We start from the raw sequence: 17,542 nt of genomic DNA on the forward strand, positions 1-17,542 counted from the left end.
CGACTCGGCCCGCGCCGCGCCGGATGCGCTAACCGCGTGGATGGTGTTCCGCGTGCAGCGTCTTCAACCGCTCGCGTGCGACGTGCGTGTAGATCTGCGTGGTCGAGATATCGCTGTGACCGAGCAGCAGCTGCACGACACGCAGGTCGGCGCCATGGTTCAGCAGGTGCGTCGCGAACGCGTGCCGCAGTGTGTGCGGCGACAGGTGCGCGCGCACGTCCGCGTGCTGCGCGTGGCGCTTGATGATGTTCCAGAACTGCTGGCGCGTCATCCCGTCGCCGCGCGCGGTCACGAACAGCGCGTCGGCCGCGCGCGCCCCGAGCAGCGCCGGCCGCGCCTCACGCAGGTAGCGCTCGATCCACCCTTGCGCGACTTCGCCGAACGGCACGAGCCGCTCTTTCGAGCCCTTGCCCATCACGCGCACGACGCCCTCGTTGAGCCCGACCTCGACGGTCTTCAGCATCACGAGCTCGCTCACGCGCAGCCCGCTCGCATACATCAGCTCGAGCATCGTACGATCGCGCAGGCCGAGCGGCGTACCGATGTCGGGTGCACCGAGCAGCGCCTCGACCTGCGCCTCCGATAACGTCGACGGAAACCGGGCCGCCTGCTTCGCGGACGTGATCCGCAGCGTCGGGTCGGCGCTCGCGCGATGCTCGCGCACGGCCCAGCCGTAATAGCGCCGGAACACGGACAGCCGCCGGTTCGACGACGTCGCCTTGCCGTCGCTGCGCGCGGCGATGTAGCCCGTCACCATCGCTTCGTCGGCCGAATCGAGCGATGCGTCGTGCGTCTCGGCCAGCCATTGTGAAAACAGCACCAGATCGCGCCGGTACGCATCGAGCGTGTTGCGCGCCAGCCCGTGCTCGAGCCACAGCGCATCGCAAAACACGTCGATCGACGCGCGGCTCGCGAGCAGCGCGGGGGACACCTCGACGGCATCGCCGTCGACTGCGGGGGACATCAGCGATTCACTCATCAGTACGGCACGCCTTCGTGCGCCAGCAGCCAGCGCTTCACTTTCTGGTAATAACCGTTGTCGTCGTGGTTCGCGAAGCCGCCGAGTCCGCCCGCCGCGACGACGCGATGGCACGGGATCACGAGCGGGAAGTAGTTCGCGCCGCACGCCTGGCCCACCGCGCGCGGCGCGCTGCCGATCCGCTTCGCGACCTGCCCGTAGGTCAGCACCGTGCCGGGCGGAATATCGCTGATCACGTCCCACACGCGGTGCTGGAACGCGCTGCCGACTTCGGCGAGCGGCAGGTCGAAGCGCGCCGACGCACGCTCGAAATAACGTTCGATCTGCTTGACCGCGCGCTGCGCGAGCGGGGAATCCGGATCGACCGACTTCACCGATTCGGGCAGATAGACGATCTCGCGCACCACTGCGGCATCCGTGCGGATGCCGACCTTGCCGAACGGTGCGTCGATGACTGCATTGAACATGGCCCTCTCCTGACCGATGGATGCGCGCGGCACCACCGCGCGCCGACGACACTTTACGCCGCCTTCATGCAGCACGCAGCGCCCATTCGACATGCTCGCGCACGACGGGCGACGGATCGTCGGCCCGCGCGCGCAACGCGGCGACGATCGCGTCGCGCGCCTGCGGCGTGAGCCGGCCCGCGTCCGCGCGCAGCGCATTGCCGAGCCCGACCGCGAGATTGCGCAGCCAGCTTTCGTAGCCGATGCGCCGGATCGCACTGCCCTGCATCCGCGTATCGAACGCGTCCGCCTCCCACGCAAACAGCTCGACGAGCGTCGCGCGATCGAGGCCGTGCCGCACGTCGAAATCGGCGACGGGCGCGGCCTGCGCGAACTTGTTCCACGGGCACACGAGCTGGCAGTCGTCGCAGCCGTACACGCGATTGCCGATCATCGGCCGCAGCGGCTCGGGGATGCTGCCTTTCAGTTCGATCGTCAGGTACGAGATGCAGCGGCGCGCGTCGACGCGGTACGGCTCGACGATCGCGCCGGTCGGGCAGGCGTCGATGCAGCGCGTGCAGCTGCCGCAGTGCGCGCCGGGCGTCTCGGGCGCGGTGTCGGGGGACGTGTGCGCATCGGTCGGCAGCGGAACGTCGACGTAGATCTCGCCGAGGAAGAACAGCGAGCCCGCATCGCGCTGCAACAGCAGCGTGTGCTTGCCGCGCCAGCCGACGCCGGCCTTCTGCGCGAGCTCGACCTCGAGCACGGGCGCCGAATCGGTGAACACGCGGTAGCCGAACGCACCGATCTCCTGCTCGATGCGCTCGGCGAGCGTCTGCAGGCGGTTGCGCAACACCTTGTGATAGTCGCGGCCGCGTGCGTAGATCGACACGACGGCCGCCTGCGGATCGTCGAGCCGGGCCCGTTCGCGCGCACGCCAGTCGTGCGGCACGAGCGCGCCCCGCTCGCTTTCAGGCGCGTCGGCGGCCAGCGTTTCGGCCGGCAGATAGGCGAGCCGGGCAGAGATCACACGTCGCGTACCGGCCACAAGTTCGGCCGGACGCGCGCGTTTCATCCCATGTTTCGCCATATAATCCATTTCGCCGTGGTATCCGGCTTCCAGCCAGGCGGCGAGGCCTGCTTCGGCATCCGAGAGATCGGTATCGCTGATGCCGATCGCCCCGAAACCCAATTCGCGCCCCCACGCCCTGATGCGCGCGGCGAGCGCAGTCAACGCCGCATCGTCGAGCGCGCACGGTGCCGCACCTTCGGCACGAGTCGAAGGTCTGTCGGATGCGGCGAGTTCCGGTAATCGGTTCATCGCACTATTTTACGAGAATGCCAGCCACGCCCAGCCATCCGCCTCACGACGCCATGCTGCCCGCCCCGCTCGCGGAGCGCGTGATCGCGCTCGCCGACGAAGCGGCGACCGAGGCCTTCGGCACCCGCTTCGCGCACGCGCTCGACGCGGCGCGCACCGAGCTTGCCCGCGCGCATGCGTTCGACGGGCTGCAGATCCAGCTGGTCGGCGATCTCGGCGCGGGCAAGACGTCCCTCGTGCGCGCGATCCTGCGTGGCCTCGGCCACACGGGGCGCGTGCGCAGCCCGACCTATACGCTCGTCGAGCCGTACGCGCTCGAACGCGACGATGGGGAACTCGAGGTCTATCACTTCGATCTGTATCGTTTCAACGATCCGGCCGAATGGTCCGACGCAGGCTTTCGCGAATATTTCAATTCCAGCGCGATCTGCCTCGTCGAATGGCCACAACAGGCAGGCACGCTGCTCGGCGTACCCGATCTGGTTTTCTCGCTCGACGTGGACGGCGACGGCCGCGCCCTCACCGTCCGGGCGTACAGCGTTTCAGGAAAGGCATGTCTCGAAAGATGTTGATCAAACCGTTCCGCTCGATCGAATCGGCGGCCACCGCGACGCACAACTGGCGGCGCCGCCAGATCCTGTGCGCGGGCGCGTCGACGCTGGTGCTCGGTCTCGTCGCACCGCGGCTCGCGCGCGCGTCGTCGGTGCTCGGCGTGCGTGTGTGGCCCGCACGCGATTACACGCGCGTCACGATCGAATCCGACCAGCCGCTGCAGAATAGCCAACAGCTACTGCAGGGTCCCGACCGTCTCGTCGTCGACCTGACCGGCCTCGACCTCGACCAGGCGCTGCGCGACCTCGTGTCGAAGATCGCGCCGAACGATCCGCAGATCCAGTCGGTGCGCGTCGGCCAGTATCAGCCGCACGTCGTGCGGATGGTGTTCGACCTGAAAGGTTCGGTGAAGCCGCAGGTGTTCACGCTGCCGCCGGTCGGCACCTACAAGTACCGGCTCGTGTTCGACCTGTATCCGGCTGTCGCGCCCGATCCGCTGTCCGACCTGATCGCGCAGACGGAACGCAAGGAGCAGGCGCTCAACGACACGGCACGTGCGCAGCAGATGCAGCCGCCGACCACGCTGGCCGGCCCCGGTACTCCGCCGCCCGCCGCGGGCGACAACAGCGACGCGTTCTTCCAGCGCTTCGCGCAGAACACGCCGGCCACGCCGCACACGCCGCCCGCCACCCCTTCGACGCCCGCGAAGCCGGCCGTCAAGCCGCCGCCGGTCATCGCACGCCGCGACGACAGCGACGACGATGGCGACACCTACAAGTTCACCGCGCCGAAATCCGGCAAGGGCGGCACCGTCCGCCTGCTGACGGTGGCGATCGATCCGGGCCATGGCGGCGAGGATCCGGGCGCGATCGGCGGCGGCGGCACGTACGAGAAGCACATCGCGCTCGACATCGCGAAGAAGCTGCGCGCGAAGATCGACGGCGCGCCGAACATGCGCGCGATGATGACGCGCGACGCCGACTTCTTCGTGCCGCTGAACGTGCGCGTGCAGAAGGCGCGCCGCGTGGGCGCCGACCTGTTCGTGTCGATCCACGCCGATGCATTCACGACGCCGTCCGCGCGCGGCTCGTCGGTGTTCGCGCTGTCCGACCACGGCGCGACGAGCGCCGCGGCACGCTGGATGGCGAACAAGGAGAACTCGTCCGACCTGATCGGCGGCATCAACATCAAGACGGCGGACGCGGCCGTGAACCGCGCGCTGTTCGACATGTCGACGACCGCGCAGATCCGCGATTCGCTGCGCTACGGCAACTACGTGCTGAAGGAAGTGGGCGGCATCAACAAGCTGCACAAGGGCTCGGTCGAGCAGGCCGGGTTCGCGGTGCTGAAGGCGCCCGACATTCCGTCGATCCTCGTTGAAACGGCCTTCATCAGCAACCCGGAAGAAGAGAGCCGGCTGAACGACGACGGCTATCGCGACCAGATGGCCGACGCGATCTTCCGCGGCATCAAGCGTTATTTCGCCGCGAATCCGCCGCTCGCGAAGAGCCGGATGGCCTGACGGCCGGACGCGGCCGCCCCGCCCCGCCGCCGGCACGCAGTGCGTGCCGGCGCGTCACGACGCCGCGAAGCGGCGCATCAGTTTCCCGCCGAACACGTTCACCGCGAGCCCGCCCATCACGAGCGCCGCGCCGATCAGCTGCGGGCGCGTCAGATGCTCGTCGAGCAGCAGCGCCGACGACGCGAGCCCGACGATCGGCACCAGCAGCGAGAACTGCGCGACCTGCGCGGCCGGATAGCGCGACAGCAGACGGCTCCACAGCCCGTAGCCGAGCAGCGTCGCGACGAACGCGAGATAGACGACCGCGAAGATCGACGCGCCGTTCAGCCCGGCGAGCGCGGTCGCGATCCGCTGCGGCCCTTCGAACCATAGCGACAGCAGGAAGAACGGCACGGGCGGCACGAGGCTGGCCCACACGACGAGCGACACGAGGTTCGCACGGCCGACCTTCTTCGTGACGATGTTGCCGAACGCCCACATCGCGGCCGAGCAGATCGTCAGCAGGAAGCCCGCGAGCGTCATCGCGCGGCCGCCCTGCGCCGCGATCACGACGAGCCCGCCCGCGGCGATCGCGAGCCCGAGCAGGTTCTGCACGCGCAGCCGCTCGCCGAGGAACAGCATCGCGAACACGAGCGTGAAGAATGCCTGCGACTGCAGCACGAGCGATGCGAGGCCGGCCGGCATGCCGACGTACATGCCGGTGAACAGGAACACGAACTGGCCGAGCTGGATCGTCGCGCCGTACAGCACCAGCAGGCGCCATGGAATCTGCGGCCGGCGCACGAAGAACACCGCGGGCACGGCCGCGAGCGTGAAGCGCAGCGCGCCGAGCAGCATCGGCGGCATGCCGTGCAGGCCGACCTTGACCACGACGAAGTTCACGCCCCACGCCAGGATCACGACCAGCGCAAGCAGCAAGTCCTTCGGGGCCATCATCGGCGTCTCCTCGATTGTCGAATGGTCGTGCACGGTGCGCTCAGGCCCTGTCGCTTTCCCTGTCGCTTTGCGGCGGGCGCCCCGAGAAGACTTGCTGCGAGGCGGAAAACCCGGGGCGGCCCGGTGTTTTCCTCTGAGAAGCCGGTCAGTCTACCGGGTTTCAGCTCCCGGCCCGATACCCGCGTGGCGCGCATGGAATCGGCGGCGGACGGCCAGTACAATGACCGGCATCCCCCGCCGCCCCACAGGATCCGCCATGACCGCTCCGATCAAAGCCCTGCTGAAGCCGCACGTGCGCGACATCGGCAACCTGCAGGTGCGCCGCACGCTGCCCGCGCTCGCCGCCCGCCTCGTCGGCCCGTTCATCTTCTTCGATCACATGGGGCCCGCCACGCTGCCGCCCGGCACGGGGCTCGACGTGCGCCCGCATCCGCATATCGGCCTCGCCACCGTCACCTACCTGTTCGACGGCGCAATCCTGCACCGCGACAGCCTCAGCTCGCTGCAGGAGATCGTGCCGGGCGACGTGAACTGGATGACGGCCGGCCGCGGGATCGTCCATTCCGAACGCACGCCCGACGCGCAGCGCGAAAACGGCCACACCGTGCACGGGATCCAGACCTGGGTCGCGCTGCCGCGCGCGCACGAGACGACCGAGCCGTCGTTCGAGCACCATGCGGCCGACACGCTGCCGAAGCGCAACGAGGACGGCGTCGCGCTGACGGTGATCGCCGGCGATGCGTTCGGGCTGCGCTCGCCGGTCACGACGTTCTCGCGCACGCTGTACGTCGCGGCCGAATTCGCGGCCGGCGGCCGCCTCGCACTCGACGCGTCGCACGAGGAGCGCGCGGTCTACGTGGTCGACGGCGAGCTTGCGATCGACGGCACGCCGGTGCCGGCCGAGCAGATGGCCGTGCTCACGCCCGGCGCCGCGGTCACGCTGACGAGCGGCAGCGGCGCACGTGCGATGCTGCTCGGCGGCGACAAGATCGACGGCGAGCGCTTCATCGAATGGAATTTCGTCGCGAGCAGCCGCGAGGCGATCGAGCGCGCGAAACAAGCCTGGACGCGCCAGGAAATGGGCAAGGTGCCGGGCGAAACGGAGTGGATTCCGCTGCCCGAGTCGAAGCCGCGTTGAAAAAGGGGCGCGCCGCCCCCATCCTGACGACATTCGAACGGAAGAGAACGACATGGACACCACGCTTGCCACATTCGAGAAAGACGTCATCGAGGCGTCGCTGGACGCACCCGTGCTGGTCGACTTCTGGGCGCCGTGGTGCGGCCCCTGCAAGACGCTCGGCCCGCTGCTGGAAAAGCTCGAAGGCGACTATGAAGGCCGCTGGAAGCTCGTGAAGGTCAACGTCGACGAGAACCAGGAACTCGCCGCGCACTTCCAGACGCGCAGCATCCCGCACGTGATCGCGTTCGCCGACGGGCGCCCCGTCGACCAGTTCGTCGGCGTGCTGCCCGAAGGCCAGCTGCGCGCCTTCCTCGACCGGCTGCTGCCGGCGCCGGAGGAAGCCGAACGGCGTGCCGCGCAGGATGCGATGGCCGAGTCGCGCTACGACGACGCGCTCACGCACCTCGAAGCGGCGCTCGCGCTGAACCCGGGCTTCGACGACGCCCGCCTCGACCTGATCGAACTGCTGCTCGCGAACAACCAGGTCGACGCCGCGCGCGCCGAGACCAAGCGCCTGTTGCCGCAGACCGTGCAGAACGGCGATCCGCGCTACCAGGCGATCAAGACCCGTTTCGACGCACTCGACGCGACGGCCGACCTGCCGCCGACCGACGCGCTCGAAGCGCGCATCGCGGCGAACCCGGCCGATCTCGACGCGCGCTTCGACCTCGCGCAGAGCCTGATCGCGCGGCGCGCGTACGAAGGCGCGGTGGAGCAGTTGCTGGAAATCGTCACGCGCGACCGCGCGTACGGCGACGATCTCGGCCGCCGCACGCTGATCTCGGTGTTCGAGCTGGCCGGCGATCGCCCGGACCTCGTCGCCGGGTGGCGGCGCAGGCTGAGCATGGCGCTCAACTGAACTGACGTGGGACCGGCCGGGCTGCAACGGCCCGGCTGCCGGATCACCACGTCAAGCACGGCGCGTATCACGCGCCGCCGCATTGCACAACGACCGCGATTCGCAGCGGCTCAGCCCGCCGCCTGCGCCGCGATCGCGCGCAGCGCATGCGCGGCGGCCGCGAAGCCGAAGCTCGCCGTCACGCACACGCTCGAACCGAACCCCGCACAGTTGAGCCCCGCGACGTGCGCGGCCGCGGACGGCTCGGTGCCGTCCTCGAGGTCGCACGCGGCGGCTTCCGGATAGATCAGCGGCTCGTCCGAATACACGGCGCTGACCTTGAAACGCGCCTTCGGCCCGCGCGGAAAGCCGTGCTGCTTGCGCAACTGTGCACGCACCTTCGACAGCAGCGGATCCTGGATCGTCAGCGCGAGATCGTCGATCCGGATGCGCGTCGGGTCGAGCTGGCCGCCCGCGCCGCCGACCACGACGAGCGGCTGGCGCTTCGCGACGCACCACGCGATCAGCGCGACCTTCGTGCGCACGCTGTCGATCGCGTCGATCACGTAGTCGAAGCCGCCGCCGAGCAGCGCGTCGAAGTTGTCGGGCTCGACGAAATCCTCGATCCGGTTCACGCGGCACGCAGGATCGATCAGCGCGATCCGCTCGGCCATCGCATCGACCTTCGGCTTGCCGTAATTGCCGTCGAGCGCGTGGATCTGCCGGTTCGTATTGCTTTCGGCGACGTTGTCGAGATCGATCAGCGTCAGCGTGCCGACCGCGTTGCGCGCGAGCGCCTCGGCCACCCACGAGCCGACGCCGCCGATCCCGATCACCGCGACGTGCGCACGCTCGAACGCGGCGGCGGCCGGCGCGCCGTACAGGCGCGCCACGCCGCCGAAACGCCGCGCGCGATCCACGTCAAGCTGGATTTCCGGGGTCGGGGTAAGATCAGAGGAACTGGGCGGGGCAGCATCGGCGACGGACATGGCAGCAAGGAAAACGTAAGTCGTGCAGCCCTCTATTTTGCCTGAACTCCTCGCTCGCACGCGCCACTGTGCACGCACGTTTCCTGCGCGTTGGCTACAATGGTTCCAGATTGAAGCGTTTGCATAACATGACGACTCTCGCCGATCTCCGCATCAATTACTCACGTGCTTCGCTCGACGAAGCCGATGTCGCCCACGACCCCTTCGCCCAGTTCGACCGCTGGTTCAAGGAGGCGCTCGCCGCCAAGCTGCCCGAGCCGAACACGATGACGCTCGCGACCGTCGGCGCCGACGGCCGGCCGTCGGCACGCATCGTGCTCATCAAGGGCGTCGACGAACGCGGGTTCGTCTTCTTTACCAATTACGAAAGCCGCAAGGGGCGCGATCTCGCCGCACACCCGCAGGCCGCGCTGCTGTTCTACTGGATCGAGCTCGAGCGCCAGGTGCGCATCGAAGGCCGGATCGAGAAAACCAGCGCGGAAGAAAGCGACCGCTATTTCGCGTCGCGCCCGCTCGGCTCGCGCATCGGCGCATGGGCGTCGGAACAGAGCGCGGTGATCGACAGCCGCGCGACGCTCGAAGCGCAGGAAAAGGCCGCCAGCGAACGCTACGGCGACAACCCGCCGCGCCCGCCGCACTGGGGCGGCTACCGCCTCGTGCCCGACTCGATCGAGTTCTGGCAGGGCCGCCCGTCGCGGCTGCACGACCGCCTGCTCTATACGCGCGACGCCGGCACGTCGACGGGCTGGTCGATTTCGCGCCTGTCGCCGTAAGCGCGGCGCCGGCGCGCGCCGGTCGTGTCTCGTGTTGCATTCGGGCGCCCGCCTCGCAAGCGGCGGGCGCCGGTCAAGATACTTGGCTGTATTCGATTCAACGAACAAACGGAGAATCCAAATGTTCTGGGAAAAGAAGCTGGCACAGTGGGCGGACGAAGTACGGGCGAAAGCGAACATACCGGCGCGCCTCGTGCTGTGGAACGGCGATCAACTCGATTTCGGCACCTTCAGCGCGCCGCAGGTCACGCTGAAGGTCAACAGCGCGTCGGCGTTGCCGCTGCTGCTCGAACCGAGCCTCGACAATCTCGGCGAGGCGTACGTGAAGGGCAAGATCGACATCGAAGGCAAGCTGTCGGACATCATCAACATCGGCTACTCGCTCGCGCGCAGCACGGTGACGAGCGCGAGCAAGCTGGCGCGCGTGAAGCGCTACTTCAATCACTCGAAGAGCACCGACAAGAAGGCGATCCAGTATCACTACGACGTCTCGAACGAGTTCTACAAACTGTGGCTCGACGAGAACATGGTGTACTCGTGCGCGTACTTCGAGAATGGCGACGAAGATCTCGCCACCGCGCAGATCAAGAAGATCGACCACATCCTCACGAAGATCCGGCTCCAGCCCGGCCAGCGCCTGCTCGACATCGGCTGCGGCTGGGGTGCGCTCGTGCTGCGCGCCGCGCAGAAATTCGGCGCGCAGTGCCTCGGCGTCACGCTGTCGCAGAACCAGTTCGACCTCGCGACCGCGCGCGTGAAAGCCGCCGGGCTGGAAGACAAAATCGAGATCCGGCTGCAGGACTACCGCGAGATCGACGGGCAATTCGACCGCATCACGAGCGTCGGGATGTTCGAGCACGTCGGGCGCAAGAACCTGCCGCTCTATTTCTCGCGGATCCACGACCTGCTCACCGACGACGGCATTGCGATGAACCACGGGATCACGTCGACCGACGCGGAAAGCGGCGAGACGGCGCTCGGCGGCGGCGAGTTCATCGATCGCTACGTGTTCCCGGACGGCGAGCTGCCGCACATCAGCCTGGCGCTGGAAGCCGCGCAGCGCGGCGGGCTCGAAGCGATTGACGTCGAAAGCCTGCGCCGGCACTATGCGCGCACGCTCGATATCTGGACGGAAAACTTCGAGGCGAAGGCCGACGCCGCGCGACAACTCGTCGACGACGAAAAATTCCGCATCTGGCGCGTGTATCTCGCCGGCTGCGCGTATGCGTTCGAGCACGACGACGTGTCGATCTTCCAGATCGTGTGCCGCAAGGCCGGGCAGAGCGCGAAGACGCTGCCGTGGTCGCGGCGCTATATGTACGAACACGCGCTGCCACGCTAGGCGGCGCTTCACGCTGGGCATGCATGGGTGACGGCAGGACGCGGCGCAAGACGCCGCCGGAACGACAGCAGCACGACGACGCGAACGCGCCGCACGCCGACGGACAATTCGACCTGTTCGGCGTGCCGGCCGACGCCGCACGCGCGTCGCCCGCGAACGATGGCCCGCCTGCCGATTCCGACGAACTGCTGAAACCGGACGCGCATAACGACACGCAGCCGGCACCGCGCCCCCCCACCCACCCCCGTTCTTCAGACGAAACACCTCCCGCCGCTTCCGGCTTGCTGTGGGACGAGCCGTCCCCGCCCGCTGAGCCGCCGAAGAAAGGCCGGCGCCGGCGCGGCGTGCTGCCCGCACCGATCGCACCGGATGTGGCCGATGCAGCGGCCGGCCTGCCGCCGAACGTCCGGCTCGGCACGTCGTCGTGGACCTTCCCGGGCTGGGACGGCATCGTCTACGACGGCGATTTTGCTCAGACGAAACTCTCCCGCGAAGGGCTCGAAGCGTATGGCGCGCATCCGCTGCTGAAGAGCGTGAGCCTCGACCGGTCGTTCTACGGCCCGCTGTCGGTGGCCGACTACCTGCGCTATGCGCAGCAGGTGCCCGACGATTTCCGCTTCGTCGTGAAGGCGCCGGCCTCCGTGACCGATGCGGTGATCCGCGGCCGGCGCGGCGAACCGTCGGGACCGAACCCGACCTTCCTCGACGCGGATCTCGCCACCCGCGAATTCGTGCAGCCGTGCGTCGAAGGGCTCGGCCGGAAAGCCGGCGTGCTCGTGTTCCAGTTCTCGCCGTTGCCCGACACGCTGCTTGCCCGGCCGGCCGAACTGATCGACCGGCTGGCCGCGTTCTTCGCGGCGCTGCCGCCGCTGCCGCCGGAAGCCGACGGCAGCCGCTACGCGATCGAGATTCGCGACGCGAGCCTGCTCACGCCGCGCTTCATCCGTGCGCTCGCCGCACTCGGCGTGCGCTACTGCGTCGGCCTGCACGCGCGGATGCCCGACCCGCTGCGCCAGGCGGCCGCGCTCGCGCTGCTCGACGGCGACGCGCCGGGCCCGCTGATCGTGCGCTGGAGCCTGCACGGCGGCTTCAAGTATGAACAGGCGAAAGCGAAGTACGAGCCGTTCGACAAGCTCGTCGACGAGGATCCGGCCACGCGCTCGGCGCTCGCCGAACTGGCCGCGCGCTATGCGCTGGCCGGACAGCCGGTGATCATCACGATCAACAACAAGGCGGAAGGCTCCGCGCCGCTGTCGTGCATCGCGCTTGCGCGCGAAATCGCCGCCGCGTGCGCGCAGTGGCGCAACGAGGCGGCTTGATACCCGCTTGATACCGGCTTGCGCCGGCCGCGGTCACGACGCTTACGCGCCGCGCAGCGACTTCAGCCGGTGCGAGAACTTCTGCCGGAATTTCGCGAGCTTCGGCCCGATCACGACCGAGCAGTAGCCCTGCCCCGGATTGCGCGCGTAATAGTTCTGGTGATAATCCTCGGCCGGCCAGTAGTTGCCGTCGAGCGGCACGACCTGCGTGACGATCGGCTGCCCGAACACCTGCTCGCGCTCCAGTTCGCGGATCACGTCGAGCGCCGTGTCGCGCTGCGCGTCCGAATGGGTGAACACGACCGATCGGTATTGCGTGCCGACGTCATTGCCCTGCCGGTTCAACTGGGTCGGATCGTGCGTCGCGAAGAAGATCTCGAGGATCTCGCGATAGCCGATGCGTGCCGGATCGAACGTCACGTTGACGACTTCCGCGTGGCCCGTGTCGCCTTCGCAGATGTCGCGATAGCCGGGATTGCGCGTATGGCCGCCCGCGTAGCCCGACTGGACGGCCGTCACGCCGTCGACGTCGAGAAACACCGCCTCCGTGCACCAGAAACACCCGCCTCCCAATGTCGCGGTTTCAAGCATCTCGTTCACCATGAAATCAGTCCCTCATTGATGTCGGCAGCCGGCACGCATGCGCCGGCGCCACCGTTCCGTCTCGCCGCTGCCCACCCGCGCGCGGGTCGCAACGGCACGTCGGCAAGTATCTCACTCGCGCGCGAACCTGACAGAGTGCACAGGTGCCGCGCGCGACCGGCCGCCCGTTTTCTCGACTACACTTAGGCACGCGCGAGCGTGGCGGCAAACCCGCTGACTCGCGCAACGCGCCCGATGCATGCCCGACCCTGATGCAAACATCATCTGCCGGAACATCGCTATGCATGCCTTAACAGACATCACCCGCGTCACTCGCCCGGACGTCACCGCGTCGCGGGCCGCGGCTTCGATTGCCTCACCTCCTTGCCATGCATCCGTCTCGCTCCGCGCGCGGCGATCCGGCACACCGCCTTTGTCCGCTTTCACGATCTGATGCACGGCGTCGCATGCGCGCCGACGCGTGCGTCCGCCTGCCGATCGCTCCCGCCGGCATGATGCACGCCGTGCGGCAACCCCGACTCGCACGCCCACCTCGAACGGCCGTGCGACCCCGATCCGACACCATCGAGAGGGCATCACCATGAGCATGCGGCCTGACCCGACGTTTCACGCTTCCCCCGAGCTTGCGATGCAGGCACCGGCAGAAGAGTTTGCCTATACGTTGTTGCTGAGCCCCGATTTTTCCAGACCCGACGCGCTCGCCGTGATCGACGTGAAGCCTGGCTCGCCGACCTACGGAAAGATCGTGCACACGGTGACGATGCCGAACACCGGCGACGAGTTTCACCACTTCGGCTGGAATGCCTGTTCGTCGTCACTGTCGCCGCTGACCGGCCATGCGTTCCTCGAACGCCGTTTCCTGATCATCCCCGGCCTGCGCTCGTCGCGCATCTACGTGATCGACACGAAGCCGCATCCGACGCAGGCGCGCATCCACAAGATCATCGAGCCCGACGAGGTCTTCTCGAAGACCGGCTATTCGCGGCCGCACACCGTTCATTGCGGGCCCGAGGGCATCTACGTGAGCACGCTCGGCGGCGCGGGCAAGGACGGCACCGACGGCGCGCCCGGCATCTTCATCATGGATTGCGAAACCTTCGACGTGCTCGGCCGATGGGAGATCGATCGCGGCCCGCAGGACAAGCACTACGACTTCTGGTGGAACCTGCCGCGCGACTACATGGTGTCGAGCGAATGGGCGCTGCCGCCGCAATTCGAGAACGGGATCGTGCCCGAGGACCTGCTCGCGAACAAATACGGGCACCGGCTGCATTTCTGGGACCTTCGCGCGCGGCGCAACGTGCAGACGATCGATCTCGGCGCGCAGCACCAGATGGCGCTCGAGGTACGGCCCGCGCACGACCCGGCGCGCGAATACGGGTTCGTCGGCGTCGTGGTCGACACGACCAATCTCGAAGGCTCGATCTGGACCTGGTGGCGCGAAGGCGGCAAGTTCAATGTGAAGAAAACCGCGACGATCCCGGCCGAGCCGGCCGCGGCCGATGAACTGCCGCCGCTGCTCAAGGGATTCGGCGCGGTGCCGCCGCTCGTGACCGACATCGACCTGTCGCTCGACGACCGCTTCCTCTACGTGTCGTGCTGGGGCACCGGCGAAATGCGCCAGTACGACGTGTCGGACCCGCACAACCCGGTGCTCGCGGGGTCGGTCCGGATCGGCGGCATCGCGCGCCGTGCGCCGCACTCGAACGGCCGCGCGTTCGCCGGCGGCCCGCAGATGGTCGAGATCAGCCGCGACGGAAAACGCGTGTACTGGACCAACTCGCTCTATTCGACGTGGGACGACCAGTTCTATCCGGACGGCGTGCCGGGCGCGCAGGTGCTCGCGCACGTGGGGCCGGAAGGCGGGCTGACGCTCGCCGACGATTACTGGGTCGAGTTCCCCGACGGCTATCGCGCGCACCAGATCCGGCTCGAAGGCGGCGACTGCTCGACCGACTCGTTCTGCTATCCGTCGGTCAAGCGTTGAACGCCGGCTTTCACGCCCCGTTCGCACTGTGGGCGGCCGTGCTCGCGAGCGGGGTGTATCACGGGCTCAACCCCGCGATGGGCTGGCCGCTCGCGGTGTCGAACGCGCTGATGACGCGCCGCGGCGGCGCGCTCGTCGCGGCGCTCGGCTATCTCGCGCTCGGCCATGCGCTCGCCGTGTTCGCGGTGATGCTGCCGTTCGGGCTGCTCGCCGCGCTGCTCGCGTGGCAAACGGCGATCCGGATCGGCGCGAGCGCGCTCGTGATCGGCTTCGGCGCCGTGCTGCTGATCCGGCGCCGGCATCCGCGGGCGCTCGCGCGGATTCCGCCCGCGCGGCTCGGCCTGTGGTCGTTCGCGGTCGCGATCGCGCATGGCGCGGGGCTGATGCTGGTACCGATCTACCTCGGGCTGTGCGGGCTCGACCGGGACGCCGGCCATCGTGCGGCGGCCACGCTCGTCGATGCGCATCTCGGGATGGCGCTCGTCGTCGCGGCCGTGCATGCCATCGCGATGATCGGCGCCGGCGGCGGGCTCGCGTGGCTCGTGTACCGCTATCTCGGGCTGAAGTTCGTATCGCGAAGCTGGTTCAATCTCGACGCGGTGTGGGCGTCGAGCCTGATCGTGACGGGCACGTTGTCGCTCGGGCTGGCGGCGGCGCGATAGTGCGGGGGAAGCTGCGGCCGATGTCGAGCGCGGGTGCCGGGCGGCGCGGCGGACCCGCACAAAAAACGCAACAGTACGGCCGTGCCGGCAGCGGGCCATTGCGCATCCGGGCGCGCGCCGCAGTGTTCGCTACGTCACCCTGCCCCCGCAATGCGCCGCCTGGCCGGGCCCGGCGGCCCCGATTCCGCTAAAATCGGGCCATGCGCACCCCTTCCCTCTCGACCGCCTTGTCGCCTTTCGTCCGCCGTGCCCGCCCCACCCGCGTCGCGCCGCGCCTGCCCGTCTCGTTCCGGATGGCCGCGCGATGAGCCACGCCAATCCTCCGGATTTCGACTCGGCCGCCTTCCGGCAAGCCCTCGGGCAGTTCGCCACGGGCGTGACGGTGATCACGACGCGCGCGCCGTCCGGCCAGCTGATCGGCATCACCGCCAGCTCGTTCAACTCGGTCTCGCTCGATCCGCCGCTCGTGCTGTGGAGCCTCGCGCACAAATCGGCGTCGACGGCCGTGTTCCGCGGCAACAGCCATTACGTGGTGAACGTGCTCGCGGCCTCGCAGCTCGACCTGTGCAAGCGCTTCTCGACCTACAAGGGCGACCGCTTCGAAGGGATCGCGCATGCGGCCGGCAACTCGGGGATGCCCGTGCTCGACGGCGCGCTCGCGTGGTTCGAATGCCACAACCGCAGCCGCTACGATGAAGGCGACCACGTGATCTTCGTCGGTGAAGTGGAGCGCTGCGGCGTGCGCGCGGAATCGGACACGGCCCCGCCGCTCGTGTTCCACGGCGGCGGCTTCCACGGCCTTACACCGCTTTGATCGCTCCCGTGCGCGCCAGCCCCACCGGCGCGCCGGCTTCATCCTTCAGCGTCTGCAGCACGATGTTGGAACGGATGTCCATCACGCCCGGCGCCTTGTAGAGCCGGTTCAGCACGAAATCCGAATAGTGCTTGAGGTTGTGCGCGAGCACGCGCAGCAGATAGTGGCTCTCGCCCGTCACGACGAACGCGCCGACCACCTCCGGCCATTCGCGCAGCGCTTCCGCGAAGCGCTCGTGCCATTGATTCTCTTCGTTGCGCATCGACACCTGCACGAACGCCTCGAGCTCGAAGCCGAGCTTCTCGCGGCTCAGGCACGCGCGATAGTGCTCGATCACGCCCTGCTCCTCGAGCAGGCGCATGCGGCGCAGACAGGCGGACGGCGAAAGCGAAATCCGTTCCGCCAGGTCGAGATTGCTGATTCTGCCCTCTTCCTGCAGTACCGCCAGAATCCGGCAGTCGGTGGCATCGAGCGTGATCGCGTGCATTTTTGGTCCCCGTTTTCCCTCTGAGTCGAATTATCTGCCAATCCGGCGGATTGTCCATGTTTATTTCGCAAGCACTTTCTGCGAGCGTCCACCTATCATTCGAAGGATCGACTCACCGAATCGTCATGCCATGGACACCCTCTGGGACATCTCGCCGCCTGTCAGCCCCGCCACCCCCGTGTGGCCGGGCGACACGCCGGTTTCCGTCGAACGCGTGTGGCGGATGGAGGCCGGCTCGCCGGTCAACGTCGCGCGCCTGACGCTGTCGCCGCACACGGGCGCGCACTGCGACGCGCCGCTGCACTACGACGCCGACGGCGCGCCGATCGGCGCCGTGCCGCTCGACACCTACCTCGGCCCGTGCCGCGTGATCCATTGCATCGGCGCATTGCCCGTCGTGCAGCCGGCCGATGTCGCGGCCGCGCTCGACGGCGTGCCGCCGCGCGTGCTGCTGCGCACCTGTGCGCGTGCCAGCGTCGATGAGTGGGACAGCCACTTCTGCGCGGTCGCGCCCGAGACCGTCGACCTGCTCGCCGCGCACGGCGTGAAGCTGATCGGCATCGACACGCCGTCGCTCGACCCGCAGGAATCGAAGACGATGGATGCGCATCACCGCGTGCGCGCGCACCGGATGGCGATCCTCGAAGGCATCGTGCTCGACGACGTGCCGCCCGGCGACTATGAACTGATCGCACTGCCGCTGAAGTTCGCGACGCTCGACGCGAGCCCGGTGCGCGCGGTGCTGCGCGCGCTGCCCGCGCATGCTTCCTGATTACCCCGACTGACAACCCC

The 17,542-nt window shown here is 68.3% G+C and carries 18 protein-coding genes; 11 read left to right on the top strand and 7 right to left on the bottom strand.

The genetic code is table 11. From position 1 onward, the window contains the following. Positions 1 to 28: 28 nt before the first annotated feature. The 3 genes from xerD to queG all read right to left on the bottom strand — a co-directional run bounded on the left by xerD (position 29) and on the right by queG (position 2,746). The gene (gene xerD / locus CFB41_RS13595) at positions 29 to 979 is read right to left on the bottom strand and encodes a site-specific tyrosine recombinase XerD (protein WP_089456810.1); all 951 of its coding nucleotides are present in this window, start codon (positions 977 to 979) and stop codon (positions 29 to 31) included. Next, positions 979 to 1,446 (bottom strand): methylated-DNA--[protein]-cysteine S-methyltransferase, encoded by a 468-nt coding sequence (locus CFB41_RS13600; RefSeq protein WP_089426179.1) that lies wholly within the window; start codon positions 1,444 to 1,446, stop codon positions 979 to 981. The genes xerD and CFB41_RS13600 overlap by 1 nt, the downstream gene beginning before the upstream one ends. Positions 1,447 to 1,510: 64 nt before the next feature. After that, positions 1,511 to 2,746: a tRNA epoxyqueuosine(34) reductase QueG gene (queG, locus tag CFB41_RS13605; protein WP_089456811.1), complete on the bottom strand. Its 1,236-nt coding sequence runs from the start codon at positions 2,744 to 2,746 to the stop codon at positions 1,511 to 1,513. Between the two features lie 17 nt (positions 2,747 to 2,763). Here queG and tsaE point away from each other — a divergent pair, with 17 nt between their 5' ends. Beyond that, on the top strand, positions 2,764 to 3,318 hold the full coding sequence (gene tsaE, locus CFB41_RS13610; RefSeq protein WP_089456812.1) for a tRNA (adenosine(37)-N6)-threonylcarbamoyltransferase complex ATPase subunit type 1 TsaE: 555 nt from the start codon (positions 2,764 to 2,766) through the stop codon (positions 3,316 to 3,318). Then, positions 3,300 to 4,820 (top strand): N-acetylmuramoyl-L-alanine amidase, encoded by a 1,521-nt coding sequence (locus CFB41_RS13615; protein WP_089440877.1) that lies wholly within the window; start codon positions 3,300 to 3,302, stop codon positions 4,818 to 4,820. The genes tsaE and CFB41_RS13615 overlap by 19 nt, the downstream gene beginning before the upstream one ends. 54 nt (positions 4,821 to 4,874) lie before the next feature. Here the strand turns inward: CFB41_RS13615 and CFB41_RS13620 are convergent, their stop codons facing one another. Continuing rightward, positions 4,875 to 5,753: an EamA family transporter gene (locus tag CFB41_RS13620; protein ID WP_179250065.1), complete on the bottom strand. Its 879-nt coding sequence runs from the start codon at positions 5,751 to 5,753 to the stop codon at positions 4,875 to 4,877. Positions 5,754 to 6,012: 259 nt separating this feature from the next. Between CFB41_RS13620 and CFB41_RS13625 the strand changes: the two genes are divergently transcribed. Both CFB41_RS13625 and trxA read left to right on the top strand, forming a co-directional pair. Next, a complete protein-coding gene (locus CFB41_RS13625; protein WP_089456814.1) occupies positions 6,013 to 6,894 on the top strand; it encodes a pirin family protein in 882 nt (293 codons plus the stop codon). Between the two features lie 52 nt (positions 6,895 to 6,946). Continuing rightward, positions 6,947 to 7,795, top strand: coding sequence for a thioredoxin (gene trxA, locus CFB41_RS13630; protein ID WP_089456815.1), 849 nt, complete (start codon positions 6,947 to 6,949; stop codon positions 7,793 to 7,795). Positions 7,796 to 7,905: 110 nt separating this feature from the next. Here the strand turns inward: trxA and CFB41_RS13635 are convergent, their stop codons facing one another. Next, positions 7,906 to 8,763 carry a ThiF family adenylyltransferase gene (locus CFB41_RS13635; RefSeq protein ID WP_069248702.1) on the bottom strand — a complete coding sequence of 286 codons (858 nt, stop codon included), beginning with the start codon at positions 8,761 to 8,763 and terminating at the stop codon, positions 7,906 to 7,908. 128 nt (positions 8,764 to 8,891) lie between these two features. On the opposite strand from CFB41_RS13635, the gene pdxH reads away from it, so the two are divergent. The 3 genes from pdxH (at position 8,892) to CFB41_RS13650 (ending at position 12,197) form a co-directional block, all read left to right on the top strand. Further along, positions 8,892 to 9,536 (top strand): pyridoxamine 5'-phosphate oxidase, encoded by a 645-nt coding sequence (gene pdxH, locus CFB41_RS13640; protein WP_089456816.1) that lies wholly within the window; start codon positions 8,892 to 8,894, stop codon positions 9,534 to 9,536. Between the two features lie 121 nt (positions 9,537 to 9,657). Continuing rightward, positions 9,658 to 10,878: a cyclopropane-fatty-acyl-phospholipid synthase family protein gene (locus tag CFB41_RS13645; RefSeq protein ID WP_089440881.1), complete on the top strand. Its 1,221-nt coding sequence runs from the start codon at positions 9,658 to 9,660 to the stop codon at positions 10,876 to 10,878. Positions 10,879 to 10,901: 23 nt separating this feature from the next. Continuing rightward, positions 10,902 to 12,197, top strand: coding sequence for a DUF72 domain-containing protein (locus tag CFB41_RS13650; protein WP_089456817.1), 1,296 nt, complete (start codon positions 10,902 to 10,904; stop codon positions 12,195 to 12,197). Positions 12,198 to 12,239: 42 nt separating this feature from the next. Here CFB41_RS13650 and msrA read toward each other — a convergent pair whose 3' ends face one another. Next, positions 12,240 to 12,800, bottom strand: coding sequence for a peptide-methionine (S)-S-oxide reductase MsrA (msrA, locus tag CFB41_RS13655; protein WP_041492935.1), 561 nt, complete (start codon positions 12,798 to 12,800; stop codon positions 12,240 to 12,242). A gap of 580 nt (positions 12,801 to 13,380) precedes the next feature. Here msrA and CFB41_RS13660 point away from each other — a divergent pair. The 3 genes from CFB41_RS13660 to CFB41_RS13670 all read left to right on the top strand — a co-directional run bounded on the left by CFB41_RS13660 (position 13,381) and on the right by CFB41_RS13670 (position 16,263). After that, positions 13,381 to 14,787, top strand: a complete 1,407-nt coding sequence (locus tag CFB41_RS13660) for a selenium-binding protein SBP56-related protein (RefSeq protein ID WP_089456818.1) — start codon at positions 13,381 to 13,383, stop codon at positions 14,785 to 14,787. After that, complete coding sequence (locus tag CFB41_RS13665) at positions 14,784 to 15,449, top strand: hypothetical protein (RefSeq protein ID WP_089440885.1); 666 nt, start codon at positions 14,784 to 14,786, stop codon at positions 15,447 to 15,449. Before CFB41_RS13660 ends, CFB41_RS13665 begins: the two co-directional genes overlap by 4 nt. A gap of 304 nt (positions 15,450 to 15,753) precedes the next feature. Further along, positions 15,754 to 16,263, top strand: coding sequence for a flavin reductase family protein (locus tag CFB41_RS13670; protein WP_089440886.1), 510 nt, complete (start codon positions 15,754 to 15,756; stop codon positions 16,261 to 16,263). Here CFB41_RS13670 and CFB41_RS13675 read toward each other — a convergent pair. After that, positions 16,250 to 16,750, bottom strand: coding sequence for an Lrp/AsnC family transcriptional regulator (locus CFB41_RS13675; RefSeq protein ID WP_006477992.1), 501 nt, complete (start codon positions 16,748 to 16,750; stop codon positions 16,250 to 16,252). The two genes, CFB41_RS13670 and CFB41_RS13675, sit on opposite strands and share 14 nt — an antisense overlap. 130 nt (positions 16,751 to 16,880) lie before the next feature. Here CFB41_RS13675 and kynB point away from each other — a divergent pair, with 130 nt between their 5' ends. Next, the gene (kynB, locus tag CFB41_RS13680) at positions 16,881 to 17,522 is read left to right on the top strand and encodes an arylformamidase (protein WP_089456819.1); all 642 of its coding nucleotides are present in this window, start codon (positions 16,881 to 16,883) and stop codon (positions 17,520 to 17,522) included. Positions 17,523 to 17,542 lie beyond the last annotated feature (20 nt).

It is taken from the genome of Burkholderia sp. AU33803, from assembly GCF_002223095.1.
In the GTDB taxonomy this organism is placed as follows: domain Bacteria; phylum Pseudomonadota; class Gammaproteobacteria; order Burkholderiales; family Burkholderiaceae; genus Burkholderia.